Annotated in this window: 16 protein-coding genes and 6 pseudogenes; 10 read left to right on the top strand and 12 right to left on the bottom strand. The window is 36.0% G+C overall.

The features are described 5' to 3' along the window. Nucleotides 1-228 precede the first annotated feature (228 nt). The 3 genes from NHG49_RS31365 to NHG49_RS31355 all read left to right on the top strand — a co-directional run bounded on the left by NHG49_RS31365 (nucleotide 229) and on the right by NHG49_RS31355 (nucleotide 2,248). Nucleotides 229-1,272: a tyrosine-type recombinase/integrase gene (locus NHG49_RS31365; protein ID WP_258127235.1), complete on the top strand. Its 1,044-nt coding sequence runs from the start codon at nucleotides 229-231 to the stop codon at nucleotides 1,270-1,272. 212 nt (nucleotides 1,273-1,484) lie between these two features. After that, nucleotides 1,485-1,811 carry a helix-turn-helix domain-containing protein gene (locus NHG49_RS31360; RefSeq protein WP_258127236.1) on the top strand — a complete coding sequence of 109 codons (327 nt, stop codon included), beginning with the start codon at nucleotides 1,485-1,487 and terminating at the stop codon, nucleotides 1,809-1,811. A gap of 92 nt (nucleotides 1,812-1,903) precedes the next feature. Beyond that, the gene (locus NHG49_RS31355; RefSeq protein WP_258127239.1) at nucleotides 1,904-2,248 is read left to right on the top strand and encodes a helix-turn-helix transcriptional regulator; all 345 of its coding nucleotides are present in this window, start codon (nucleotides 1,904-1,906) and stop codon (nucleotides 2,246-2,248) included. Between the two features lie 102 nt (nucleotides 2,249-2,350). Here the strand turns inward: NHG49_RS31355 and NHG49_RS31350 are convergent, their stop codons facing one another. Beyond that, on the bottom strand, nucleotides 2,351-2,701 hold the full coding sequence (locus NHG49_RS31350) for a YolD-like family protein (protein WP_258127237.1): 351 nt from the start codon (nucleotides 2,699-2,701) through the stop codon (nucleotides 2,351-2,353). Further along, nucleotides 2,698-3,853, bottom strand: a pseudogene (locus NHG49_RS31345) (DinB/UmuC family translesion DNA polymerase). Before NHG49_RS31345 ends, NHG49_RS31350 begins: the two are co-directional and overlap by 4 nt. Nucleotides 3,854-4,232: 379 nt before the next feature. Here NHG49_RS31345 and NHG49_RS31340 point away from each other — a divergent pair. The 4 genes and pseudogenes from NHG49_RS31340 to NHG49_RS31325 all read left to right on the top strand — a co-directional run. After that, nucleotides 4,233-4,427, top strand: a complete 195-nt coding sequence (locus NHG49_RS31340; protein WP_033710306.1) for a hypothetical protein — start codon at nucleotides 4,233-4,235, stop codon at nucleotides 4,425-4,427. A gap of 243 nt (nucleotides 4,428-4,670) precedes the next feature. Further along, nucleotides 4,671-4,823: pseudogene (locus NHG49_RS31335) on the top strand (HU family DNA-binding protein); the annotation flags it as partial. 804 nt (nucleotides 4,824-5,627) lie between these two features. Further along, complete coding sequence (gene ltrA, locus NHG49_RS31330; RefSeq protein ID WP_258126064.1) at nucleotides 5,628-7,517, top strand: group II intron reverse transcriptase/maturase; 1,890 nt, start codon at nucleotides 5,628-5,630, stop codon at nucleotides 7,515-7,517. A 179-nt stretch (nucleotides 7,518-7,696) separates the two neighbouring features. Further along, a pseudogene (locus NHG49_RS31325) lies at nucleotides 7,697-7,816 on the top strand (HU family DNA-binding protein); the annotation flags it as partial. Between the two features lie 59 nt (nucleotides 7,817-7,875). Here the strand turns inward: NHG49_RS31325 and NHG49_RS31320 are convergent. From NHG49_RS31320 to NHG49_RS31310, 3 genes are all read right to left on the bottom strand, one after another. Then, nucleotides 7,876-8,043 (bottom strand): hypothetical protein, encoded by a 168-nt coding sequence (locus NHG49_RS31320; RefSeq protein WP_002139645.1) that lies wholly within the window; start codon nucleotides 8,041-8,043, stop codon nucleotides 7,876-7,878. A 210-nt stretch (nucleotides 8,044-8,253) separates the two neighbouring features. Then, nucleotides 8,254-8,487, bottom strand: a complete 234-nt coding sequence (locus NHG49_RS31315; RefSeq protein ID WP_002139648.1) for a hypothetical protein — start codon at nucleotides 8,485-8,487, stop codon at nucleotides 8,254-8,256. Next, on the bottom strand, nucleotides 8,462-9,751 hold the full coding sequence (locus tag NHG49_RS31310; RefSeq protein ID WP_258127244.1) for a homing endonuclease associated repeat-containing protein: 1,290 nt from the start codon (nucleotides 9,749-9,751) through the stop codon (nucleotides 8,462-8,464). Before NHG49_RS31310 ends, NHG49_RS31315 begins: the two co-directional genes overlap by 26 nt. A gap of 329 nt (nucleotides 9,752-10,080) precedes the next feature. Between NHG49_RS31310 and NHG49_RS31305 the strand changes: the two genes are divergently transcribed. Continuing rightward, nucleotides 10,081-10,368 carry a hypothetical protein gene (locus NHG49_RS31305; protein ID WP_033713593.1) on the top strand — a complete coding sequence of 96 codons (288 nt, stop codon included), beginning with the start codon at nucleotides 10,081-10,083 and terminating at the stop codon, nucleotides 10,366-10,368. A 343-nt stretch (nucleotides 10,369-10,711) separates the two neighbouring features. Here NHG49_RS31305 and NHG49_RS31860 read toward each other — a convergent pair. The 7 genes and pseudogenes from NHG49_RS31860 to NHG49_RS31275 form a co-directional block, all read right to left on the bottom strand. After that, nucleotides 10,712-10,816: pseudogene (locus NHG49_RS31860) on the bottom strand (transposase); the annotation flags it as partial. Nucleotides 10,817-10,857: 41 nt separating this feature from the next. Then, nucleotides 10,858-11,890, bottom strand: a pseudogene (locus NHG49_RS31300) (IS4 family transposase). A gap of 115 nt (nucleotides 11,891-12,005) precedes the next feature. Further along, nucleotides 12,006-12,515, bottom strand: coding sequence for a DUF4367 domain-containing protein (locus NHG49_RS31295; protein ID WP_258127032.1), 510 nt, complete (start codon nucleotides 12,513-12,515; stop codon nucleotides 12,006-12,008). A 581-nt stretch (nucleotides 12,516-13,096) separates the two neighbouring features. After that, the gene (locus NHG49_RS31290; RefSeq protein WP_258127033.1) at nucleotides 13,097-14,020 is read right to left on the bottom strand and encodes a DMT family transporter; all 924 of its coding nucleotides are present in this window, start codon (nucleotides 14,018-14,020) and stop codon (nucleotides 13,097-13,099) included. 146 nt (nucleotides 14,021-14,166) lie between these two features. After that, the gene (locus tag NHG49_RS31285; RefSeq protein ID WP_258127034.1) at nucleotides 14,167-15,594 is read right to left on the bottom strand and encodes a flavin-containing monooxygenase; all 1,428 of its coding nucleotides are present in this window, start codon (nucleotides 15,592-15,594) and stop codon (nucleotides 14,167-14,169) included. A 706-nt stretch (nucleotides 15,595-16,300) separates the two neighbouring features. Continuing rightward, nucleotides 16,301-17,640, bottom strand: a pseudogene (locus NHG49_RS31280) (IS4 family transposase). Nucleotides 17,641-17,778: 138 nt separating this feature from the next. Beyond that, nucleotides 17,779-19,980, bottom strand: a complete 2,202-nt coding sequence (locus NHG49_RS31275) for a M60 family metallopeptidase (RefSeq protein ID WP_258127035.1) — start codon at nucleotides 19,978-19,980, stop codon at nucleotides 17,779-17,781. A gap of 685 nt (nucleotides 19,981-20,665) precedes the next feature. On the opposite strand from NHG49_RS31275, the gene NHG49_RS31270 reads away from it, so the two are divergent. Further along, nucleotides 20,666-20,836, top strand: coding sequence for a hypothetical protein (locus tag NHG49_RS31270; protein WP_258127243.1), 171 nt, complete (start codon nucleotides 20,666-20,668; stop codon nucleotides 20,834-20,836). Then, on the top strand, nucleotides 20,833-20,925 hold the full coding sequence (locus NHG49_RS31855) for a DUF2382 domain-containing protein (RefSeq protein WP_374987947.1): 93 nt from the start codon (nucleotides 20,833-20,835) through the stop codon (nucleotides 20,923-20,925). Before NHG49_RS31270 ends, NHG49_RS31855 begins: the two co-directional genes overlap by 4 nt. Nucleotides 20,926-21,039: the final 114 nt, after the last annotated feature.

The raw sequence follows: 21,039 nt of genomic DNA, 5'->3' as shown, positions 1-21,039 counted from the left end.
TCCTTTATCTTATGAATAAAAAAGAAAACTCAAATAAAATAAAAAGGTATGCTATTTTGATTATACGATCTAACGGAAATTATTTCATCTATATATAAAATAATTAGTTATGTTGTTTTGTTTTATACCACAATAAATAATCTATTTATTGTGGTATAATTAGAATCATAAAAATTTATATAAAAATATTTATTTAATATTTCATTCCATAAAAGGTTGTGTTTAGATTTGAATATTATAAATTACGAACATAGTAACCAAATTGTAAAATCAAAATCAGATTTTTTTGATAGCAGTCATTTTGAAAAAATTATGGGTTTGGGTATCCGTAATATTGACTACTCTCAATTAAGTGAAGAATCATTAGTTTATTTATTTTTACACGACGAGCCTTCTTTAACGAAAAAAAGAAGTGAGCGAACAAAACAACAGTATCTGCACGATCTTTCTCATTTTCTTCGTTATATAAAAGAAACAATCGGAACCATCCAGGAGTTATCCCATAATGAGATGGAAATCTACTTCTATGAATTAAGTAAGAAATATGCTGCCACTACATTACGTCGAAAGAAAACAGTGGTTCAGCAGTTTTTAAAATATGTTTATGATAACGATGGACTCTCAGACGACTTTAGTAGTCGTCTCAAAAAAGTATCTGTAAAAAAAGAAGAGCTAGTCAACCGTGACCTGTTTCCGGAAGAAGTGAATGAAATTCTAGATACACTGAAGAAAACAAATTTCTTTATGTATTCCTTGTTTTTCCTCCTTACGACTACTGGACTTCGGATTGAGGAAGTTGCAAACTCAAAATGGGCTGACCTTGCATTTCATCCTTCTTTAAATCTCTATCTCCTACGTGTAGTTGGAAAAGGAAATAAAACTAGAGAAGTCCGTATATTTGAGGATGTACTCGATGATATTTGTCATCTTCGCCAATTGCGTAAACAAACAAGTGAATTGGACGCCTCTAGCATATCTGCTTTTCTACCTAAAGCGGATGGATCTCACTATAGGGCCGACTACTTATCAAAATATGTAGCAGAAAAAATTGTAGAAATAAACTTACCATTTCTACGTTATCGAAAAGATAGAATTACTCCCCATACCTGCAGGCACTTCTTTGCAAATCATTTGATGGGAAAAGGTGTCGAGCTTAAGAAAATACGTGACTATTTAGGACATGAATCTATTATGACGACGGAACGTTATTTAAGGGAACGTACAAGACGTCAAAACTTGGCCACAATAGATATAGGAAATTCATTATTTTAGTAAGTATATATAATAGGAAGAATCTCGATTTAATGTATCGATTTTTTCCTATTTTTTTGTTCATAGAACTCTAAATCTTTCTCTTTCATCATAACATTCTGACTATTTATTACAAGTAAATTAAAAAAATGACTTATTATAAGTCATAAGGGTACATTTTACCTTTTCTGTTTTACACTAACCTTATAAATCAGAAAGGAAAAGGTGATGATATGTCTCATCTAAGCAAACGACTTGCTGAATTGCGAAAAAAACAAGGATACACCCAATCCGATATATCACATCGCCTAAATATTGCCCGCACTACTTATGCCAATTGGGAATATGGGAAAGCTGATCCTGATGCAGATTCGATAATGCGGATTGCAGAGCTGCACAATATCTCCATTGATGAATTGTTTGGAAGAAATAATCCTCTAGAAAGTAAATTAGAATCCATTAAAGTAGCACTTGCAGATTTACCTGCTGAAAAACAACAAGAAGCGTTAGATATTCTTATCGATTATACATATTTCATTAAAAAACACTTTACCAAATGAAATTAACCAAATGCAAATAACACCTTATGTATTATACGGTAGTAAAGCGACTGTTTGTAGTAGTTGAAATTCTTAAATTTTATACTATAGTTATGATAAATTTTGGTGAAGTATTAAAAAGACTAAGAAAATCTAGAGATCTTACGCAAGAACAGCTAGCTGAACAATTGAATTTAACTCGAAGCCAGATTAAGAATTGGGAAACCAATCGATACGAGCCTGATATTAGTACAATAATTCTTTTAGCGTTCTATTTTAATGTATCGGTAAATATGTTAATTGGTTATCAAACAGATTTTGAAGACGAACCAATTAAGGATTTGATTTCGACAACACAGGCTACCTATGCAAGTCTGGATGAACAGCAGCGTGAGCGTTTTTGTAAACAGGTTGAACAATTTGTATTAATGATTGATTCTAATAGGGACATTTTCTAATGTACTAACATTGCAAAAAACTTACCATTCTATGGTGGTAAAAATGTGTTTAAAATCCATGAAAAGGTATGTGTTTGGATAGTCCAACCATACCTTTTTTCATTATTTGTGAATGCTACACTCTACAATATCAACTAAGTACAATGAATTGTTAAAACCAAATGCATCAGTAACAACTAATGTCTTATTTATTGCATCTAACTTATGAATGCTTACAATTTTATATAGTATAATTCCATCTTTATAATGCCAGAGATCAACTTCTTCTTTTGTCTGTATGGCTTGTATTAACACTTGATTTATTTCTTCAGATTTTTGTAAATCTAATATTGGTTTGGATACTTTTGTTTGATCATGAATTAATTTATGTAGACCTGCAAACTGTTCCGGCATACTAGAAAATGGTGCCCATTTCTCAATGCCACGTCCTCGTGGAATACGTGTCTCTTTCATGCTTTGTGGCCTCCTACAAGTGTATTTCTGTATTTAATCGTTGAATGTGGTGTGTAAGATATAGCCCGTAAAATGCTATTTTTACCGAAACGAGTTCGAATTTCGTCTAAAGCCCGTGTTAATTTAATTTGTTGTTCTCTCTTCTTTACATCATCAAATATAGAAATTTGTTCCTCACCTTCACTTACTAAGTTAGTCAGAGAAATACTGATACTTCTAATAGGTTCGCCTGTATGCAACTGCATCAAATGTTTTAGACATATATGATAGATATCCATTGTCATACAAGTTGGCCGCTCAAATGTTACGCTTCTTCTAAAACCACCACCATATGAACGACTGTAACCTATTGAGAATTGAACGGTTCGAGCGAGTTTATGTTTCATTCTCATACGGTAGCAAACCTCTTCTATCTGTTCTAGCAGAATTACTGGTATCTCTTCAATTTTATAATCTCGCATTAGAATTTGACTCTTCCCAATGGAAGTAGATTTTGGTTTGTATGTATCCGTAATACGGCTAAAGTCAATTCCATGGCTATGGAGATGTAAATCGGTTCCGATAACCCCGAATTCCTGCTGCAAATATTTTAAAGGATAATGAGCTAAGTCACCTATTGTATGTATTCCCTTCCTATTTAACTTTGCTTCTGTTTTTGTCGATATTCCCCAGAACTTACTTAGTGGACGTATTGGCCAAATTTTTGTGGGGACATCACTATAATCCCACTCCGCTATTAGATCTGGACTATGTTTAGCAGTCACATCAAGCGCTATCTTTGCCATGAGCATGTTTTTTCCTATTCCAACTGCTGCGGATATTCCCCTTGTTTTTCTATATATTTCGTGCTGCAGTTTTACAGCAAATTCTCTGGGACTATCAGCAAAAAGAGGTAGTATGTTGTCAGTCTGTATAAAGCACTCATCGATGCTGTATTGAAAATAAAATTCAGGGGGAACGTACTGTAATATAATCTTTGCTATATAGTTTGAACACCGTATGTATGTATCCATTTGCGGATTTACAACTATTACATCTGGTATTTTATCTTAGTGGATCATAACCTAATTTCACGCAAGAAACCGATGCGAAAAAAGAAACAAGGTCTAGGCAAAATACTGTATCGTTTGGGCAAAGTGAATAGTCATCCACTTTATTATCCCCCTCTATAGAACGTTTGTTCTTATTATATTCCTACTCAACCCGAATATTCAACCTATTTTACGAAAATACGTTCGTTTTTTGCTAGATTTTAATTTAAAATTGTTATAAATCATATTTCTTAAAAATTTTTATAGATAAATATGGTAAAATGAATGTGATTTGAAAGATAGCTGATATATTTGTAATTGTAAGAAGAAGTGGATGTTATTAAAATTAAGATGGTTCAAGTTGGAGAAAAGACACTCAAAGGAGAGTGTCTTTTCTTTGTGGCATCAATACTTGTTTTTTGTATTAAGCTCGATATGGTAAAATGCTAACTATATAAACTCTTTTGAACGAATATATGAAGGGGTGGTTGGCTTTGAAAATGACAAAGGGAGACGCTATATTGCGTTTGTTGACGGAAATTAAATTAGAGCTGAAAGAAACAAAAGAGGCAATAGAAAAAGTAGAAGAGCGATTGGATAAGATAGAGAAACAAACCCTTCCTCAAAAAACGTCTAATTCTACTCCAAAAGCAGGAACAGAAAAAGATTGGAAATATCCTTCTAAAATGAAATGAGTTTGGAAGGATATTATTAAATTTAGAATATGCAGCAACAAACATATACTCTGAAACACCGTTTTATATTTATTAATATAAATATAAAAAATGTTAACTGTATGCTGAGATTAGTTTCCTTGGTACTACTATCACACAGAATTGCCCCTAGCTCTTGCTAGGGCTTTTTCTATATATCTTATTTACATCAGAAACGTAGGTACGTTATAATAATCTCTTATTACATTCAAAGAGGTGCAAAAAATGAATAAAACCGAATTAACAAAAATGGTAGCAGAAAAAGCAGAACTTACACAAAAAGATGCAGCTGCAGCAACACAAGCTGTATTAGATGCTATAACAAATGCTCTTGCAAATGAAGAGAAAGTACAGATTATTGGTTTTGGTACATTTGAAGGTGCGGGCTGTTGCTCAATAACTAGTGCTGCCTAAACGTCACTCATGACAATCAGGTGGTAGGACGCAAGTCCGAAAACTAGGAAATGAAGCGGGATTCAACCTGAATCCTAACTGCACCAATCTTATGGGTGAATGAAAATACACCCCTTATCCAATATCACAACCAGGATAAGAGTCTGATACTCCTACGTGCAACGAGGTGATAGCACACCAGATTGTGCGGAGCTAGGTAAAGTCGTAATCCACGTTGCGTGTGGCTCTTCTATTATAAGAAGACCTCAGGTCTTGAGGACGTAACAATGATGCGGGACTCCACAACTAAATATGGCTAGGAGACGAACCCTTGCGTGAAGCGTCGATAGTTCCACCTCCCCTTGTCACAAAGGGGATACAGAGTAGGTGTGATGAAATTCTCTTCAATAATTTCATCATCCAAATCCTTAAATGGATTTGGAATTTGAGAACAATTCGTGGTATTAAACTCAAATCAGACCTAACGGCGTAAAGAGGGAGCCTAAGTTTAGTTTATAAGGAAAGATAGTGCGGAACAGTCGAGAGCAAGTAATCACAGGAGGTATGCTATTACCAATGAAGGTGATGAAAGCAGTCAGTGTCCCATAGTAGTGTTGATGGTATGCCATTAGTAATATAGAAGTAATTCTATATGAAGGATATAAACATACCGGAGCAAAGGGGACTAGTCGGTGTTAGAATATAGCGAAAATCGACGTACGACAATACGAGGCAAGTCCGAGTCAAACAGCTAACCTATCAGTAACTACTATTAATAGGAGTGATGATATGGGGTTCAAAGGTCGTACAATCGCAGGCGAAAGAGATTTATTAGGATTCCAAGATAAAATGTATCAGGTGGCTTTAGAAGGAAAACCCATCTACAATCTAACCGAGTTCATGAAATCCGAACCAGTTATCGATAAAGCCATACATAACATCAAATCCAATCGCGGCTCTCAAACCGCAGGAATAGATGGGACAACCATCAATGACTATCTCCAAATGGATAGAAAACAACTTATCAACCTAATACAATCTCAAATCGACAACTATAATCCAAGCACGGTAAGAAGAACCTATATTCCTAAAGGAAATACAGGAAAACTCAGACCACTAGGGATTCCGGTCATAGTTGATAGAATTATTCAAGAGATAGCAAGAATGGCTATCGAGCCTTATTGCGAGGCTAAGTTCTATCCTCACAGTTATGGTTTCAGACCATACAGAAGTTCAGAACACGCAATCGCTAGAATAGTTCAGAATATCAACTCGAAAGCCTATATAGCCATCGAAGGTGATATCAAGGGTTATTTTGACAACATCAACCATAATAAGCTACTCGCGATATTGTGGGAAATGGGGATAAAAGACAAGCAATTCCTCTTCCTCATCAAGAAAATGTTAAAATCTAAAATCCTTGACAATGGAAACATAATCAGCTCAGACAAAGGCACACCACAGGGTGGTATTATCAGCCCTTTGTTAGCAAATGTTTACCTAAATAACTTCGACTGGATGGTCAGTGATTTATGGGAATCGCATTCGGCAGTGACCACTTATGCTGCTACACGAAATGGTAAAACGGTTGAGGAAAAGAATTACCAATTCCTTCGAAAGAAATCTGTTGCCAAACACTACAAGACGAATCTTGTAAGGTACGCGGATGATTGGATAATCCTAACGGAGACAAAAGAGTGTGCAGAAAAACTTCTCACGAAGTTACGAAAGTATATGAAACACCAACTCTCCCTTGAACTATCGGAAGAAAAGACGGTCATCACGGATTGTCGTGAGGAACCTTTACACTTCCTTGGATTCCGAATCAAAGCCGAACCGAAGCGTTTGGATGGTAAGATTGTCGCAAAAGTCTATCCTGACTGGAAGAAAATACTGCCCAAGGTTAGCGAAATAAGTAAAGATATTTCCCAATTACGGAGGACCAAACACCTCAAACATAGAGTCACTAAGATTGAACTAATCAACTCTAAAATAATTGGACTGTCTAACTATTACAGTATTGCTATGTCCAAACGGACATTTTCCAAAATCGACCACATACTGTTTAAGTCAACTTACGGGAGTTTCAAAAAACTCTATGGTAAGAACCATACTAAACAGATTTACAAATGTTGTGAACTTACAAATAGGGCCGTAAGGCACGATAAGTACAACTCCAAAACGTATGCTGAAACTTATCAGGATACTATCGTGGGTATAACAAAATGTGCAATCACAAAGATTGAATACGCTAGATTGTTTAATCCAGCGTGGCTACCTTACACCCCTTCGGGACGAGACCTTTGGCACGATGCTCATAACAAAAGGCTAAAGTTACATCTCGAAGACATATGGGTTAACTATGAAAAATTAAACCTATATGCTAACCACAACAATCACAAGCACAACTTTGAGTACTTTATGAACAGACCGTATGCCATAAAGCGTGATAAAGCCAAATGCTCCGTATGTAAATCATTTGTTTATCCTGAATCGGTGGAAGTCCACCACAAGAAACCTAAATTACCTTTAGAATTAGTAAACAAAGTGTCTAACTTAACAACGCTTTGTCTTCGATGCCACAAATATGTCCATAATAATGTACAAGTTATGGAACTAAATCCTAGCCAGTGCAAAAAGGTCAACAAATTAAGAAAAGAATTAACAATGACTGTATAGGTATAGTTGTAAAAAAATGTGCGACGAGAAGTATCTATAATGCCCGTACAAAGGTGACGATGTACAGGGTAAACATTTGTATCTACATCGATGGAACGCCGTATGCGCTGAAAGGCGCACGTACGGTGTGAAGTGGGGGAAAACGTGGAGTTGCATAAACAAAACGTTACCTATCACTATTGCGTGAAAGATCTGCACGTACAGGACGTAATCCACAAACAGGTGAAGAAATGCAAATTGCTGCATCTAAAGCACCTGCATTTAAAGCCGGAAAAGAATTAAAAGAAGCAGTGAAATAATTATACATAGTGAAAAAGGATCTGATATTCATATCAGGTCCTTTTTCTTTAGTGACATATTATACTTGCTTATCGTGTCTGTTTAACCAGGCTTTAGAAACTTTTCGTTCTCCAGATACTTCAATCTTAACCTCGCCATCTTCTTTGTATATCCGTTCAATGATTGGTATCGTCACCACTTGTTTTTCTTTTTGTTTTCGAAAATCATCCAAGTTGATAATAGTCATGTTGCACTCTCCTTTAATGATTTCTAAAGAAAAAGGCACCCGTATGAGTGCCCTTCCCCTAACTTGAACCACCATTTACTTTTAAGAAACATCGCTTAACATAAATTATATCATATTTGTTAAATTCCGAAAATAACAATTGTTAGTGCACTGTATATTTGAAATAAAGTTGCGATGCTTTGTATTTTTTTCAGTGGAATCTAGTCTCTTCTATAATTCCTCTACTTGTGACCAATCACATTTTAGGCCATTTTCTTTAGCCCAGTTCTCTATCTGTTCTTGTGTCCATCCTTTTCTTGTTCCTAGCTCCACATACGCTTTTGGAAGTGCAGCGAGTATTTTCGTACGATCATTTCGTTTCTTAAGCCATACTGATAATGCTGTAGGATTTCCTGAGAAAACTACTTTGCTGATTTCCCTATTCCCGTAAGCTTTGATTGTCATGCTTAATCTCCTTCTCTATTTCTTCCCATATTTCGTTTATCTTGGTTGTTTGGAAATACCGCAGGAGTGTGCTAGCACATAATCCAAATTCATTGAAACGACGTATTGGAATACGTCCCTCATTCACTCTATATACACGCTTTAATTTTTCTGCTAATCCTTGTTTGGTATAAATTTTGCGAGTACCGTACGTTGAAATAAGTCCTGCTCTTTTATGCAATTCAAGCATACCACCAAAACGTAGAGTAAAGACATCTGCATTATATATATTATGAGATTCATTTAATTGCCTTGATGTCGCTGCTTGTCCTAAACAATTAGAATAATTAACATACATTTGAAGTAATTCTTCATCGGTTTCTTTCTCAATCTCGGGTGTCTTATTAATTGGTGTAATACCAGCTGCTATTAACGCATTATTATAATTCTGAAACATGTTTATAAAGATATGACGACTATATCCTAGCTGTTCAAGCTTCTTTTGGGAAGGCACTTCCCCCAATTTTTCATACAATTCTTGTAGTATTTGAATGAGTTCTTCTCTTGTATAGTGAAATCCGCATAATTCGTCTTTAGAAATACCAGATAACAAAAGTATACGATTCCAGCGCATGTTAAAACGAGTTTCATAATATGTTACGGATGGCACTACTTCCTTATTTCTTTCGATCATAAATACATTCTTTTTAGTTGTTCCAAGACGCATTATCTCATCCTTAAGTAACTGTAGTAGCTCTTTATCACTTTGTGTGTAAACAGTCCCGTCAAAAGGCTCATAGCCTAATGAAGTAATGAAATCTCTATACCCCATATGAAGATACCGCTTAATTACTTTGGAATCTGGCAATGTTTTGTCTGTATTCAAATCATTTGTTGTCGGTATTCTATTATTCTTACGAATCCACATATGAAATATCTCGATAATTGCTTCTGCTGTAAAAGTTCTCTGATTTAGATGTTCAAAACCAACCGCAGCAAGGGCATTATTCCAACTCCCAAATATTTTTTTAATTGGCGTCTGTTGTTTAATATCTCTTTTGGTTGGAATCTTCCCTAATTCTTTTGCTTTATACTGAATAATCAAGATTAACTCTTCTTTTGAAAGACTATTAGCTAAGTAGGTTTCATAAGAACCCTCTGAATTCGTTACATTTTCAAGATAAAAATCTAATTCATTATCATATTCATCTTTGCTTTTGCTATGACTTCCTTCACACATTTCAATTTCTACATATTCCATTGCGATTTCTTCTAAACTTCTCATTCCTACCCCCCCTTAATTATATTCTTATATTTGTTTCCTCAAAAAATTAATTAGGTATCGCTATACATGCGCATCAAGCTCAAGCTAAATTTGATTTTTGCTGAAAAGGAAGAATACACGCTGTAGACATCAAACAGCGTATCGGTTAGGACTAGATTTTTTAAACTTGAAGGGAATTAACTGTATATCGTGTATAATTAGACAGTACCCCCTATCTTGATTTTACTATCTTATTTCAAAAGGGTATCTACACAGAAAAAAGCTATTTTATTATAAAGGGGACGGAATGCAGATTTTCACTAAAGAATGGGTGAATTAAGATGAGTCAAATGGAAAGAGATTTACAAAAGAAGAGGAAACAAGAAAAGCTGGATATGATTTATAATCATGCAGTGCAGGGAGAAGGCTATTTCCAGAGTCCGTCTTATTACTGGAAAAGCATTGTGGTACAACATTTCAATCGGATACAACGCAAAGAGATGACTGTTGAACAACTTGTCAATTTTCTTGAAAAAGAGGGAATCAAGTTCTCACAACCTAAAGCGTTGATTCAGTATCCAGTTGTAGAATGTTTGAAATATATTGCAAAAGTAAGCAAAGAAAATTTAGAGCTATGAAAAATATCTAATACCATTACTTTAATAAGGAGTAGAGTCACATACCCATCAAGCTAAGAAAAGCAAATACCCCCAAACGAGAAAATTGACATTGATCAAACGGCACTTATGAATACTATCCTTCCACAAATTGAGGAGCTGGAACAAGACTTAAAAGCGTTAGATGATTTTCGAATAAAGTTTAGGTAACAATAGGAGTATGTGGGGTAGCGTCACATCGCTATCAAGCTAAGCTCATACAACGTCAATTATAGTAGAGGTTGTTTCTTTTTTCTAAAGGCTACGTGTAGGGAATTTAAAGATTTACATACGAAATAAACCCTAATGGGTTTCATTTTTTTGATTTAAGCCGCTTGATTTCACTTTCGAATACACATTGTTTTTGTACATTATAAATTACCATATAACTTTTACCCATACTGACATCAAATGCAATAACGTGTTTCATATAGCTCCTCCTCAGGTGGAATTGAAGTCTTCAACTTACACTTATCGATTCTCATTTCTTATACACGATCTCGAAGACCAACATACTAAAAACTGATTCAAATAAGGTAAGTGAAGAAGGTCAGTTTTGTATACGGATTCAGGATCCCAAAACACCCACGACCTTCTCTTCACTTCTACTATATAAAAAATAGTAGTGCGAACCAATGCCTTGGTCTGCACTACTAATCTTAGTATGTTTTGTATAGTTTGGAATAGAAGAAAAAAATAGTCTTTAATCATATATATGGCTTTATACTCACTAAGCTCTCGTTTTTTCTTCATGAGGAGCAATTGGCGCATCTGAAACATGATAGAAGAACAGAGTAGAATGGCAATCAACTGACCATATAAATGGCACTCCAATCTTTCTGGTTTTATCTTTTTACAATGATGGATTTGAAAGAATGACTTCCACGTTTTAAATAAAATTTCGATTTGCCAACGCAAAGAATACCAGTCATGTACCTGTCCCATCGGGACAATGTCTGTAGGGGTGTTTGTCATATATACATTGATACCACTGAGTCGTTTACTACGAGGAGAATACTTCATTCCTTTCTTTTTTTCTCTTACAGCTTGATCTTATAATCGTTTTTGTTGCTGTTGTTTTGTTAATCGATGAAAATACATCCGGGAGTTGAAATGCCGTTGAATCTAAAATACGAATACGCTTGAAAACAGAAGTGTATGGAGAAGAAATTGGTATAGATGTGGCCAATTTTTTGCTTAGTAGTTCGGCTAGTAGGTGTTGTAAAAGTTGGACGGCCGCCTTATTAAACCGTTGATTCAGTCCCTCAGGACTGATGAGTACTTCTGTTGATGCTTCTAAACAGCTAGATAACTGAGTTAAAGAAGTCATAGCTACATTTCGGCTCACCCATACACATAAAGCTACTAAATCTTTTGCTTGGTATTTACTGGTTCGTTGTACAAAACCAACATCTCTAGCAAGATCCCGCAAGGTATTTGGAGATAAAAAACTTTGAATCTCTTGAGCAAATAGCTGTAATTCGTCAGACACAGAAACAGACATAAAAAACGCCATCCTTTCCTATAATTCTACAGAAAGGATAACGCCTTTTTTGCTTTATGGATAGTGCAAAACCTTAGCTTTATAGCGATGTAATGCTACCCTATATACACCTTTTTTATATTTTCTTCATTGATTTAGCGATTGTAATTAATTCTTCTTTAGAAATTCGTGAACTAAACAATGTAATTATTGTTCCGTCTTGTACCCAAGTTAATTGACCACCCTTAACATCTTTAATTCTTTTTGTCGGTATTAAGGGATGAAATACACCATCTATATTTTTTACTTTTACCCTTTTCTTATGATTACCAGATTGAATATCATTTCTTTTTGCTGTTTTTTCAATAACCGCAACTTTTAATTTGGTACCAGTTCTATCTAGAAAGTGTATTTGTACTTTTCCCATATTTTCATGTACATGCTTTGGATATTTTAATTCAACTTTCCAGTCTTTTGCAATCTCAGTAGGAATGAAACAATTAAAAGATGTTTTCCCTTTTAATTGTTTCACAGAAAAAGTTTTATTACTCATTTCAGTACTTTCAGCGTAAATACTAGTAACAGAATTACTACATATTGCAAATAAAAAAAGTGATATAATCACTTTTAAAAAAATATTTTTCATGTGTTTTCTCCTAATTGAATAATTTTTACTAGTAGTATTAAGTTTCCTTGGAATTTTTACTCTTTTTTAAAGAAGGGGTTCAGCCGTGATATACACGTTATCTTGACTAAGAAAATACACGTATCTCGGTCGAACCCCCTTATAGCGTGATTGGGTTCCATTGCTACACAAACCCCATGCTCATCAACTTAAGAAAAATAAACGCCCTAAAACGAAAAAAATGAGCTGACTTCTCAAAGTAACTACCTGTAGAGAAAGAAAATTTTCGTTTAGGGGGTACTTCAAAACCTTAGCTTGATGGCGATGGGGTCTCACCAACAAAACGCGAATTTCGTACGCTAAGACAAAAAAAAGCCGATTTCCTGTACGTTAAGGGACCGGCTGTATTGTTGGTTTTGAATAAGGTTCGATCAAAATTATGCTGTGAACATTGATTTTATAATAGAAGAAACCCACGCGTTTTGAACAAAGATTAATCAAAATACGTGGGTTTGATTTTGCTATGGAATCGGCGATTCATATTCTCTCCTTATGGTGTGCCAAGTTCTAAACTATTTCTGGCTATTCTAGAACTTACGCTTTTACTTTTCTGTATTAAATTTTGCCTTCGCTCTATTGAATAATGAATCATTCACCTTTTTTTCGCGATAATTCACGAAATAAATACTTACACCTACTAATAACAGCCCTACGACAAGGCGGTAAGTTACCGGTTCATCTAAAAACACCGTACCAATGAATACTGCAATGATCGGTACAAGAAACGTGAATGTACCGACTTTGCTTGCCTCTCCCGCATTAATAAGTTTATAGTAAATGATATATGCCAGTGGAATGCCAAAAGTGGAGCCGTATCCGAGTCCAAAAAGGTACCTACCATTCCATTCAATAGCTGACCAGTTTTCAACAATTGTTCCAGTACCTATTAGAATAACTCCACCAATAATACACTTCAAAGACACCATCCAGAAAGCATCTACTTCGTTGCTCACCTTCTTCACATAAACCACACCAAGTGCCCAGCTAAATGCCATAAGCAACCCTAAGACAACACCAATGATCGATACATGAACGATTAATCCGTCCACACTTACAACTACAATTCCAAGAAATCCGATAATCAAACCCATAATTTTAAACGGCGACATGTACTCTCCAAGCCAAATCCAAGCAAACAATCCAAGTAGCACTGGCTGAAAATAGACAAGCACTGAAAACAGTCCTCCTGGCAAATAAATGAGCCCTACTGTCTGTAACCCAAAAAAGAGAATCGTATTAAAGAATGCTGAAATACAATATTTCGACCAATTTTCACGCCATTTGATCCTGTTCCTCATTTTATATATGAGGGCTGCTAGTATAAGACCCCCAATTACTGCACGCATACCTGCAAATAATAACGGGGGCGTATAAGGTACAGCCATTTTATAAATCGGCCAACTTCCACCCCAAAGAAAGACTAACAATAGTAATGCACACGTCGATTTTGTAAAGACCTTCGCCAATTGTCTATCCTCCCTTCAATAGTTGAATAGTAAACTAAGTCTATATTTAGAATTAGGCTTGAACTCTCCCCCCACCAATAGATTCTAGCCTATGTTAAGGGAAGATATCTGCACCCTTTTATTTATCCTTATCCATATCGGAAAAATTATCTTACTTCAGAACCCCTCTTTGTCCATTCTCCAACAAATTCAGCCTCATTATAAGAATAGAAGTTTTTTAGAATCTCCTCACGATTATCAGAGAACAGCTGGTCTGCCACAGCTGAAACTAATCTAGGTATCCCATATCTCATTCCCGGAAGCGAAGAGGCTGAGATACCACAGCTAACTACAGCTGAATAGTTAAAAGCAAAAAGCCCATGAAGAAGCTTTGTATCCTTTTTGTCTCGGCATGTGAAAGTAAAGCTAGGGCCAAGGTAAGGATACGCATCAAGCTTACCGTTGGCGATCTCAGCAGGTGCATTATAATAGTCATCCCAACGTGCAATATGGCGTTCGAAAAGCTTTAACTCTGGACGTAAAGAATAATCAGTCACAAGACCAGTGGAAATGATTAGAAAATCAAAAGTAAAATTACCTTGTGGAGTAGTGACAACAGCATTCTCAGCTTCATGCTGTACGTCAAGCCATGGTGCACCTAAGTGTAATCTAAAGCCGGGATATGAAGCTGCACGTTCAAATGTGTCATTTGTAGGAGGTTGATGCTTAAAGTAATGAGCCATAACGGAATATTTATCAGCATCAGATAGAACATGAAAACGTTCAATTAGACCTGATACCCCCATTTGTCGCATTGGGTTAATGCGTGGCATCTCCGTGCGGCGAACAAACACATGAGCCGAACCCACACCTTCAGATAATGCAAAATTCGCATTATCAAAAGCTGAGGCCCCACCGCCTAAAATTGCTATCTTCTTGGCTTTAAGGGCCTCAAAGTCAATGTCTTCTGAGGTGTGTGCATAGAGGTGACGAGGTAATGTTTCGGAAATCATAGATGGTACGTGCCATTCCCCTCCGCCTTGAATACCAGTGGCTAAGATAACCTTGCGGGCCAGTAATGTATTAGAAGATGCTCCTGCTCCTTCAATATGCAATCGATAAACATCTTCCCCTGCAGGCTCAATAAGCTTCATCTTTACCTCATTAACAACAGGTAAATTAAGAACCTTTCGATACCAACGTAGATAGTTCATCCAATCGTTCCGCGGAATCTTATCGATGTCCTCCCAACTTTTTGGTCCAAATTGCGCTTCCCACCAGGAGCGAAAAGTCAGAGAAGGCACTCCAAGATCAATGGATATCAAATGTTTAGGCGTACGCAATGTCATCATACGAGCGTAAGTTACCCATGGCCCTTCATATCCTTCAACGTTTTCGTCGATGATAAGGATATTAGATATTCTTTCACGCAAAAGCCCAAAGGCCACACCTAAGCCACACTGGCCGCCTCCTATAATCACTGTATCGTAGACATGCCCCTCAGGATGGTGGGTTGGGCATACCCAATCCTCTCCCCCAAATGCAAGATAAGAAAGATCCCTTTTTACTTGTTCATTTAAAGCTTCTAAACTCATAATTTTTCATTCCTTTCAATATATGACTTATTAACTTCTGAACTAATCGTTAAGTTATTCTTTACTTTATCTGAATGGCGGCTTTTTCTTACACCGTCTTATGAGCAGCATTGATCGATTTCAACAATTTTATTAAGATTTTCTGAAATCATCGACATTTCCTCACCTCCATAATTCCACAATACTATACCCCTCTATGGTATGTAAAGGACTTTTAATAAAAAGTTTAAAAATAGGTGTTTGACGAAGAATTTTTTTTACTTAGAATTTCCCCTTGACTGAAGTGCATCCTTATATTGTGGAAAGCATATCCCGTTTAGGGATAGTACCAGCGAAGCTGTCATAGACCGCAATAAGGATTTCAACCTTAATATACAAAGATTTTTAGTGTAGCAAAAACGACCGTTTTTGTTACGTTTTGTATTTAAAAATATGAAATATTCTAACCATTGGATTAGTTGTAACAAAATACTGTATCAAAAATAATCCGTAACATTATTAATAAAACGCCTTTTTGTTACAATGAAATCTGATAATGGAAATAAAATACAGACCGTGACCCATTTTTACACGTATCTCGGCTGAACCCCATGCCCATCAAGCTAACAAAGTAAATTACTAGATACGAAATGATCCTTGTTTCAAAACTAGCAAGTGATAAAAAAGTAGGCATGCTAAATAAGCCTATTAAAACGTGATTTTTTCGCTAGGCAGCTTGTCTATGCTTCACCGTCGTTTTATACACAATCCCTAGAATATCAAAGACGGTCATCTTCTTATGTCTATGACATTTACGACCGTTCTTTTTGAGCAGTTGATAAAGGCGATGCAGAATTTTTAAAAATTCTTCTGTGCCAACAGCTATCGCTTGAAACAGTAACGGAAAGTAATCTTTAATTATGTAAATCGCTTTGTATTCACTCAGCTCCTGCTTTTTCTTTTCAAGCAGAAACTGGCGCATTTGAAACATCGTAGAAGAACAGAGGAGAATGCCGATCAGTTGTCCATATAAATGGCACTCTAGGCGTTCTCTTTTTATATTTTGACATTTATCAATTTCAAAGAATGACTTCCACGTTTTAAACAAAATTTCAATCTGCCAACGAAGTGAATATAATGAATGCACGTAGTTCGTCGGTACTTCTTCTAGCGACGTATTCGTGATATATACATTCATGCCCATTAAACGTTTACTTTTATCCTTCATGACAATGCCTTTCTTCTTTTCGCGTATCGCTTGGTTTTTCAGACGTGTTTGTGTTTGATCATCGGTTAAACGATGGATAATGACACGTGCTGGATGTATTCTGTTTGCTTTTTTAACGTACCATTATTGAAGTATTCTGGTTCAGGGTTCTTGATATAAATGCGTGTATTCAACTTCAACCGTGAGATATAGTAAGCCTCTTTATCATGAATGGTTTGTAAGTCTCCTAAATCGAAGTAACCAAGATCACGTAAACACAAATCGCCTGCTTCTACGGTTTCAAGACAGATGGTACCATATGTTTTATCATTATTCTTTCCTGGTCCAAGCTGCACGTTAAGGAATTGACCACTAAGTAAATCATATTCCAATTGGATTTTCACGCCTGCTTTATTACTACTCCCACCTGAACCTTGATAGTCAGTGGCGAATTGATCAGGTAGTTGAAACACTGTTGCATCTAGAATACGGATACGATTGAAAGTAGAGATTATATGTGCAGAAAGTGAGTGATTTGAACAGAGTTTTTGTGTGAGAAGAGAAGTAAAGACTTCTCGAAGAAATGTGACAGCTGCTGGATTAAAGCGTTGATTCAGTCCTTCTGGACTTATGAGTGTGGATGTATTTGCATAAAGCTGACTACATAATCGAGTAAGAGAATCGCTTGCTACATGTTGACTAATCCAGATACATAAAGCAGCCAAATCACGTGCGCCATACTTACTTTTACGTTTTACAAAACCTGTCTCTTGTGCAAGTTGTTGAAGAATATGTGGAGATAGATATCGCTGTAGTTCTTTAGCGAATAACTGAAATTCATCCTGAATCGATAAATTCATAAAAGAACGCCATCCTTTCTGTGTATTTCTACAAAAAGAATAGCGTTTTTTTTGCTTTACGGATACACTTTTTTAGCTTGATACCGACGTTTTATATCTCTCAATCAATTGAAGAACCTCAGCCGTTTGTGTAAATAATTAATATCCCCAAATATCTACTTCAGCTGCTGAAGCAAATCCATTCTGTCCATTCGTTACTTCTACCTTCATATATTTTGCAGTAACTGGGGCGAATGTTGCCGTTTTCTTATTGCTATTATTTTCCCATGTTCCTGATGATACTTTGTTATATTTAACACCATCAACACTCGTATAAATATTGTATCCTAAAATACGGCCATTCTCTGACCCATCTTGTCGTGGAAGATAGTCCACTTTTGAAATTGTTTGATTTTTATCAAGTTCCAATGTTAAATTGTACGGATATTGATTTGGTGTCCAACTGCTGTGCCAAAATGTATCTGTTTTCCCATCAATTGCCTTACTAGCTGACCCACTTGTTTCCTCACTATTTGCACTTGCTTTCATCGTATTTTTAGGCAAGACGTATGGTTTCACAGATGGAGCATCAGTTAGAATATCTACTTCAGCTGCTGTGGCAAATCCATTCTGTCCATTTGTTACTTCTACTTTTACATATTTTGCAGTAACAGGATCAAATGTTGCATTTTTCTTATCACTATTATTTCCCCATGTTCCTGATGATATTTTGTCATACTTAACGCCATCAACACTCGTATAAATATTGTAAGTTAAAATACGGCCATTTTCTGACCCATCTTGCCTTGGAAGATATGCCAATTGTGAAATGGTACGTGTATCACCAAGTTCTAGTGTTAAATTGTATGGATATTGGTTTGGTGTCCAACTACTATGCCAAAATGTATCTTTTTTTCCATCTATCGCTTTACTAGCTGAACCCGTTGATTCTTCACTATTTGCACTTGCCTTCATTATTTTTTTAGACAATACAGCAAGTGGTTTTACAGGGTTAGCATCCGTCGCTTCCCATATAGGTGCAATTAGTATTGGGTTATTTAAAGCTTCTACTTTTTGTCTCGTTTCTTGGGTTGCCTTCAATCCCCACTGATCAAAAAACGGTAGTAAATTTTGCTTTGCTATTTTCGATGTATTGTAAATAAATTCCTGTATTTTATCTTCGTCTGTTTTGGGAAGTTGATCCTCTGGTGTCTCACGATATAATTTGTGGAGATTTGGATAAAAATCATCCCCATATGCCAAATGAAGCTGCCAAAGCATAACAAGTTTTACAAACAGATCGTCAATATTTTTATATTCTTTATTCGTTTGTTTTAAATACGCAAAAGCTCTATTATAATCTCCCGCTGTATCTAAACGTGTTGGTATATTTGGGTATATCTTCTTGAATGCAGCTAAAGAATATAGATTATTAGTTACTTCACCCATACCTCTTAAATCATTCCACGTCCATGGATATTGTTGTCGTGCATGTCCCGCTTCATGCATTTGTCCCCATCCAAACTCATTGACATTTAAAGTGCTTTTGATAGCTTCACCAGCAGTCGTAAAGACGGCTCCATCCCAACTTGCATACATGCCCCAACTTTGTTCGTTAGGATTTTCTACAAAGGCCCAAATACGACGAGTTGAACGATGTAAAGGATTAGGATCTGTTTCAGATAGTCCTGCTATCTTGTCCTGCGCTCGAATCATTTCATCATATTTATTTAATAGTGGCACAGGATCTTGATTTACAATATATTTATTGGCACTATCACGAGTTACAGTTAGTACTGCTCGTTCTGATTTCAATTGTACCGCATGTGCATTTGGATAGTTGTTCATCATGGCAACCCAGTCTTCTTTCGTGTGTTTCCCTAATTGAAAGAAAGGAATAGGACTACCGCCTTGCGTTACCTGCACCTTAACTGTTCCTGTACTTTGAAAATTATCTAACCCTAATACACCGCCGTTTGGTGAAGAGATAGTATTAGAGCCAGGAGAAAGATCAATTTCTTTTCCCCATTCTTTATCATATTGATGTGTCCCAATAATGGCTCTAATCTTTTGCGTTCCTGATACTGTAATAGTAACCTGTTCATTAGGTTTCACATAAATGCCTGTTGGCATATAATTTTTTTGCTCATCTCTTTTTTCTCTTTTTGCTTCATCCCAAAAACTGCCTGTACCTGGGAGGTCAAACTCTCTTTGTTCAAATTGAGTTGCATTTTGTGCAGTTTCAGCATGTACATCTAAATTGCTTGTCATAATAGGTGTAAATAACATAGTTGTCAAAATAGCGGATGTCGCAAGCACCTTTATTGGCTTTTGTAACCTGCCATTCTTTCTTTTATTCATATAAATCAATCCTTTCTTATTCCCGTTTTTTTAAATAAATATTTTAGATGAATTAAGATATCACCTGTATAAAATATACATTTTTTAGTAAAAAGTGGGTATTGAGAAAAAATAATTTACTTTAAGGGCTTTTTAATGGGGGAATAATTTGATTTTGACTATGAACTGTAAAGAAAAAACGTCTTCTATTCTAATAATCTAGCTTGTTTAAAAGTAATAATGATTTTTACACTTGGAGGGAGTTAGTATTCTTAAGTTGGTAGATATGCGGTACCGCCACATAACCATCAAATTGAGATATCAGTTGTTTCAAAACGAGCCGAACTTACATAAATAACTATCAAGAGATAAAAATTTAATTTTGGGGGTACTGCAAAATATTAGCTTGATGGGCATGCGGCTGAACCCCAATATAGCTTTTCCTTTCAGATGCTACATGCAATTGGGTGTCTTCTTGAACTGGTCTAGCGATTGACCTTATAGTACGATAGGGCGCGTTAATCGAGGATGAAGGCTAACGACTCTGAGGTTTTTTAAATATCCCTAATAAAAAATTGGATGTAAATATCAAATGGCTAAGTAAAGCCTTTTTAGAAACAAGCACCAAATCAAGCGCATATTTTCACTCACACAGGTAACATTAGTACTTGTACGATCCAAACACATCCCTTAGGAGGTTTTCATCATGGGCTTTTTTGATTTATTTAACGAAGAAGGAACTCGAAAGGAAACTCGAAAAAAGGTACGTGAAGTAGATCGCACTGCCGATACAGAATTTGCAGCAGAAGACGTACATCTTGATCTTCGTGCTGAAGAATTGGAGATCGACAAACACCGTGTGGAGACTGTGATGTGACGCTTCATAAGGACATTGTTGAGGAAGAACAATCAGTGAATGTCCCTGTTTTACATGATCAAGTCGTTATTGAACAAAGAGCCGTTTGATCACGAACCAACAGATGAACCAATTACAGAAGAAGAAACGATTCACATTCCAGTAACTGCTGAAAAAAATTGATGTAGAAAAGCATACGGTCGTCACTGGTGAGTCTCTGCTCA

Origin of the sequence: Bacillus sp. IBL03825 (assembly GCF_024712505.1) — a bacterium.
In the GTDB taxonomy this organism is placed as follows: domain Bacteria; phylum Bacillota; class Bacilli; order Bacillales; family Bacillaceae_G; genus Bacillus_A; species Bacillus_A wiedmannii.
The sequence above is the reverse complement of the archived record's forward strand: the minus strand, read 5'-3'. Positions and strand labels throughout refer to the sequence as shown.

Bases quoted from the DNA above. Each gene is read 5' to 3' on its own strand.
- NHG49_RS31295 (WP_258127032.1), bottom strand. From the start codon at position 12,515: ATGAAAAATATTTTTTTAAAAGTGATTATATCACTTTTTTTATTTGCA.
- NHG49_RS31305 (WP_033713593.1), top strand. From the start codon at position 10,081: ATGGAAAGAGATTTACAAAAGAAGAGGAAACAAGAAAAGCTGGATATG.
- NHG49_RS31320 (WP_002139645.1), bottom strand. From the start codon at position 8,043: ATGACTATTATCAACTTGGATGATTTTCGAAAACAAAAAGAAAAACAA.
- NHG49_RS31270 (WP_258127243.1), top strand. From the start codon at position 20,666: ATGGGCTTTTTTGATTTATTTAACGAAGAAGGAACTCGAAAGGAAACT.
- NHG49_RS31315 (WP_002139648.1), bottom strand. From the start codon at position 8,487: ATGACAATCAAAGCTTACGGGAATAGGGAAATCAGCAAAGTAGTTTTC.
- NHG49_RS31275 (WP_258127035.1), bottom strand. From the start codon at position 19,980: ATGAATAAAAGAAAGAATGGCAGGTTACAAAAGCCAATAAAGGTGCTT.
- ltrA (WP_258126064.1), top strand. From the start codon at position 5,628: ATGGGGTTCAAAGGTCGTACAATCGCAGGCGAAAGAGATTTATTAGGA.
- NHG49_RS31340 (WP_033710306.1), top strand. From the start codon at position 4,233: ATGACAAAGGGAGACGCTATATTGCGTTTGTTGACGGAAATTAAATTA.
- NHG49_RS31310 (WP_258127244.1), bottom strand. From the start codon at position 9,751: ATGAGAAGTTTAGAAGAAATCGCAATGGAATATGTAGAAATTGAAATG.
- NHG49_RS31360 (WP_258127236.1), top strand. From the start codon at position 1,485: ATGTCTCATCTAAGCAAACGACTTGCTGAATTGCGAAAAAAACAAGGA.
- NHG49_RS31355 (WP_258127239.1), top strand. From the start codon at position 1,904: ATGATAAATTTTGGTGAAGTATTAAAAAGACTAAGAAAATCTAGAGAT.
- NHG49_RS31285 (WP_258127034.1), bottom strand. From the start codon at position 15,594: ATGAGTTTAGAAGCTTTAAATGAACAAGTAAAAAGGGATCTTTCTTAT.
- NHG49_RS31350 (WP_258127237.1), bottom strand. From the start codon at position 2,701: ATGAAAGAGACACGTATTCCACGAGGACGTGGCATTGAGAAATGGGCA.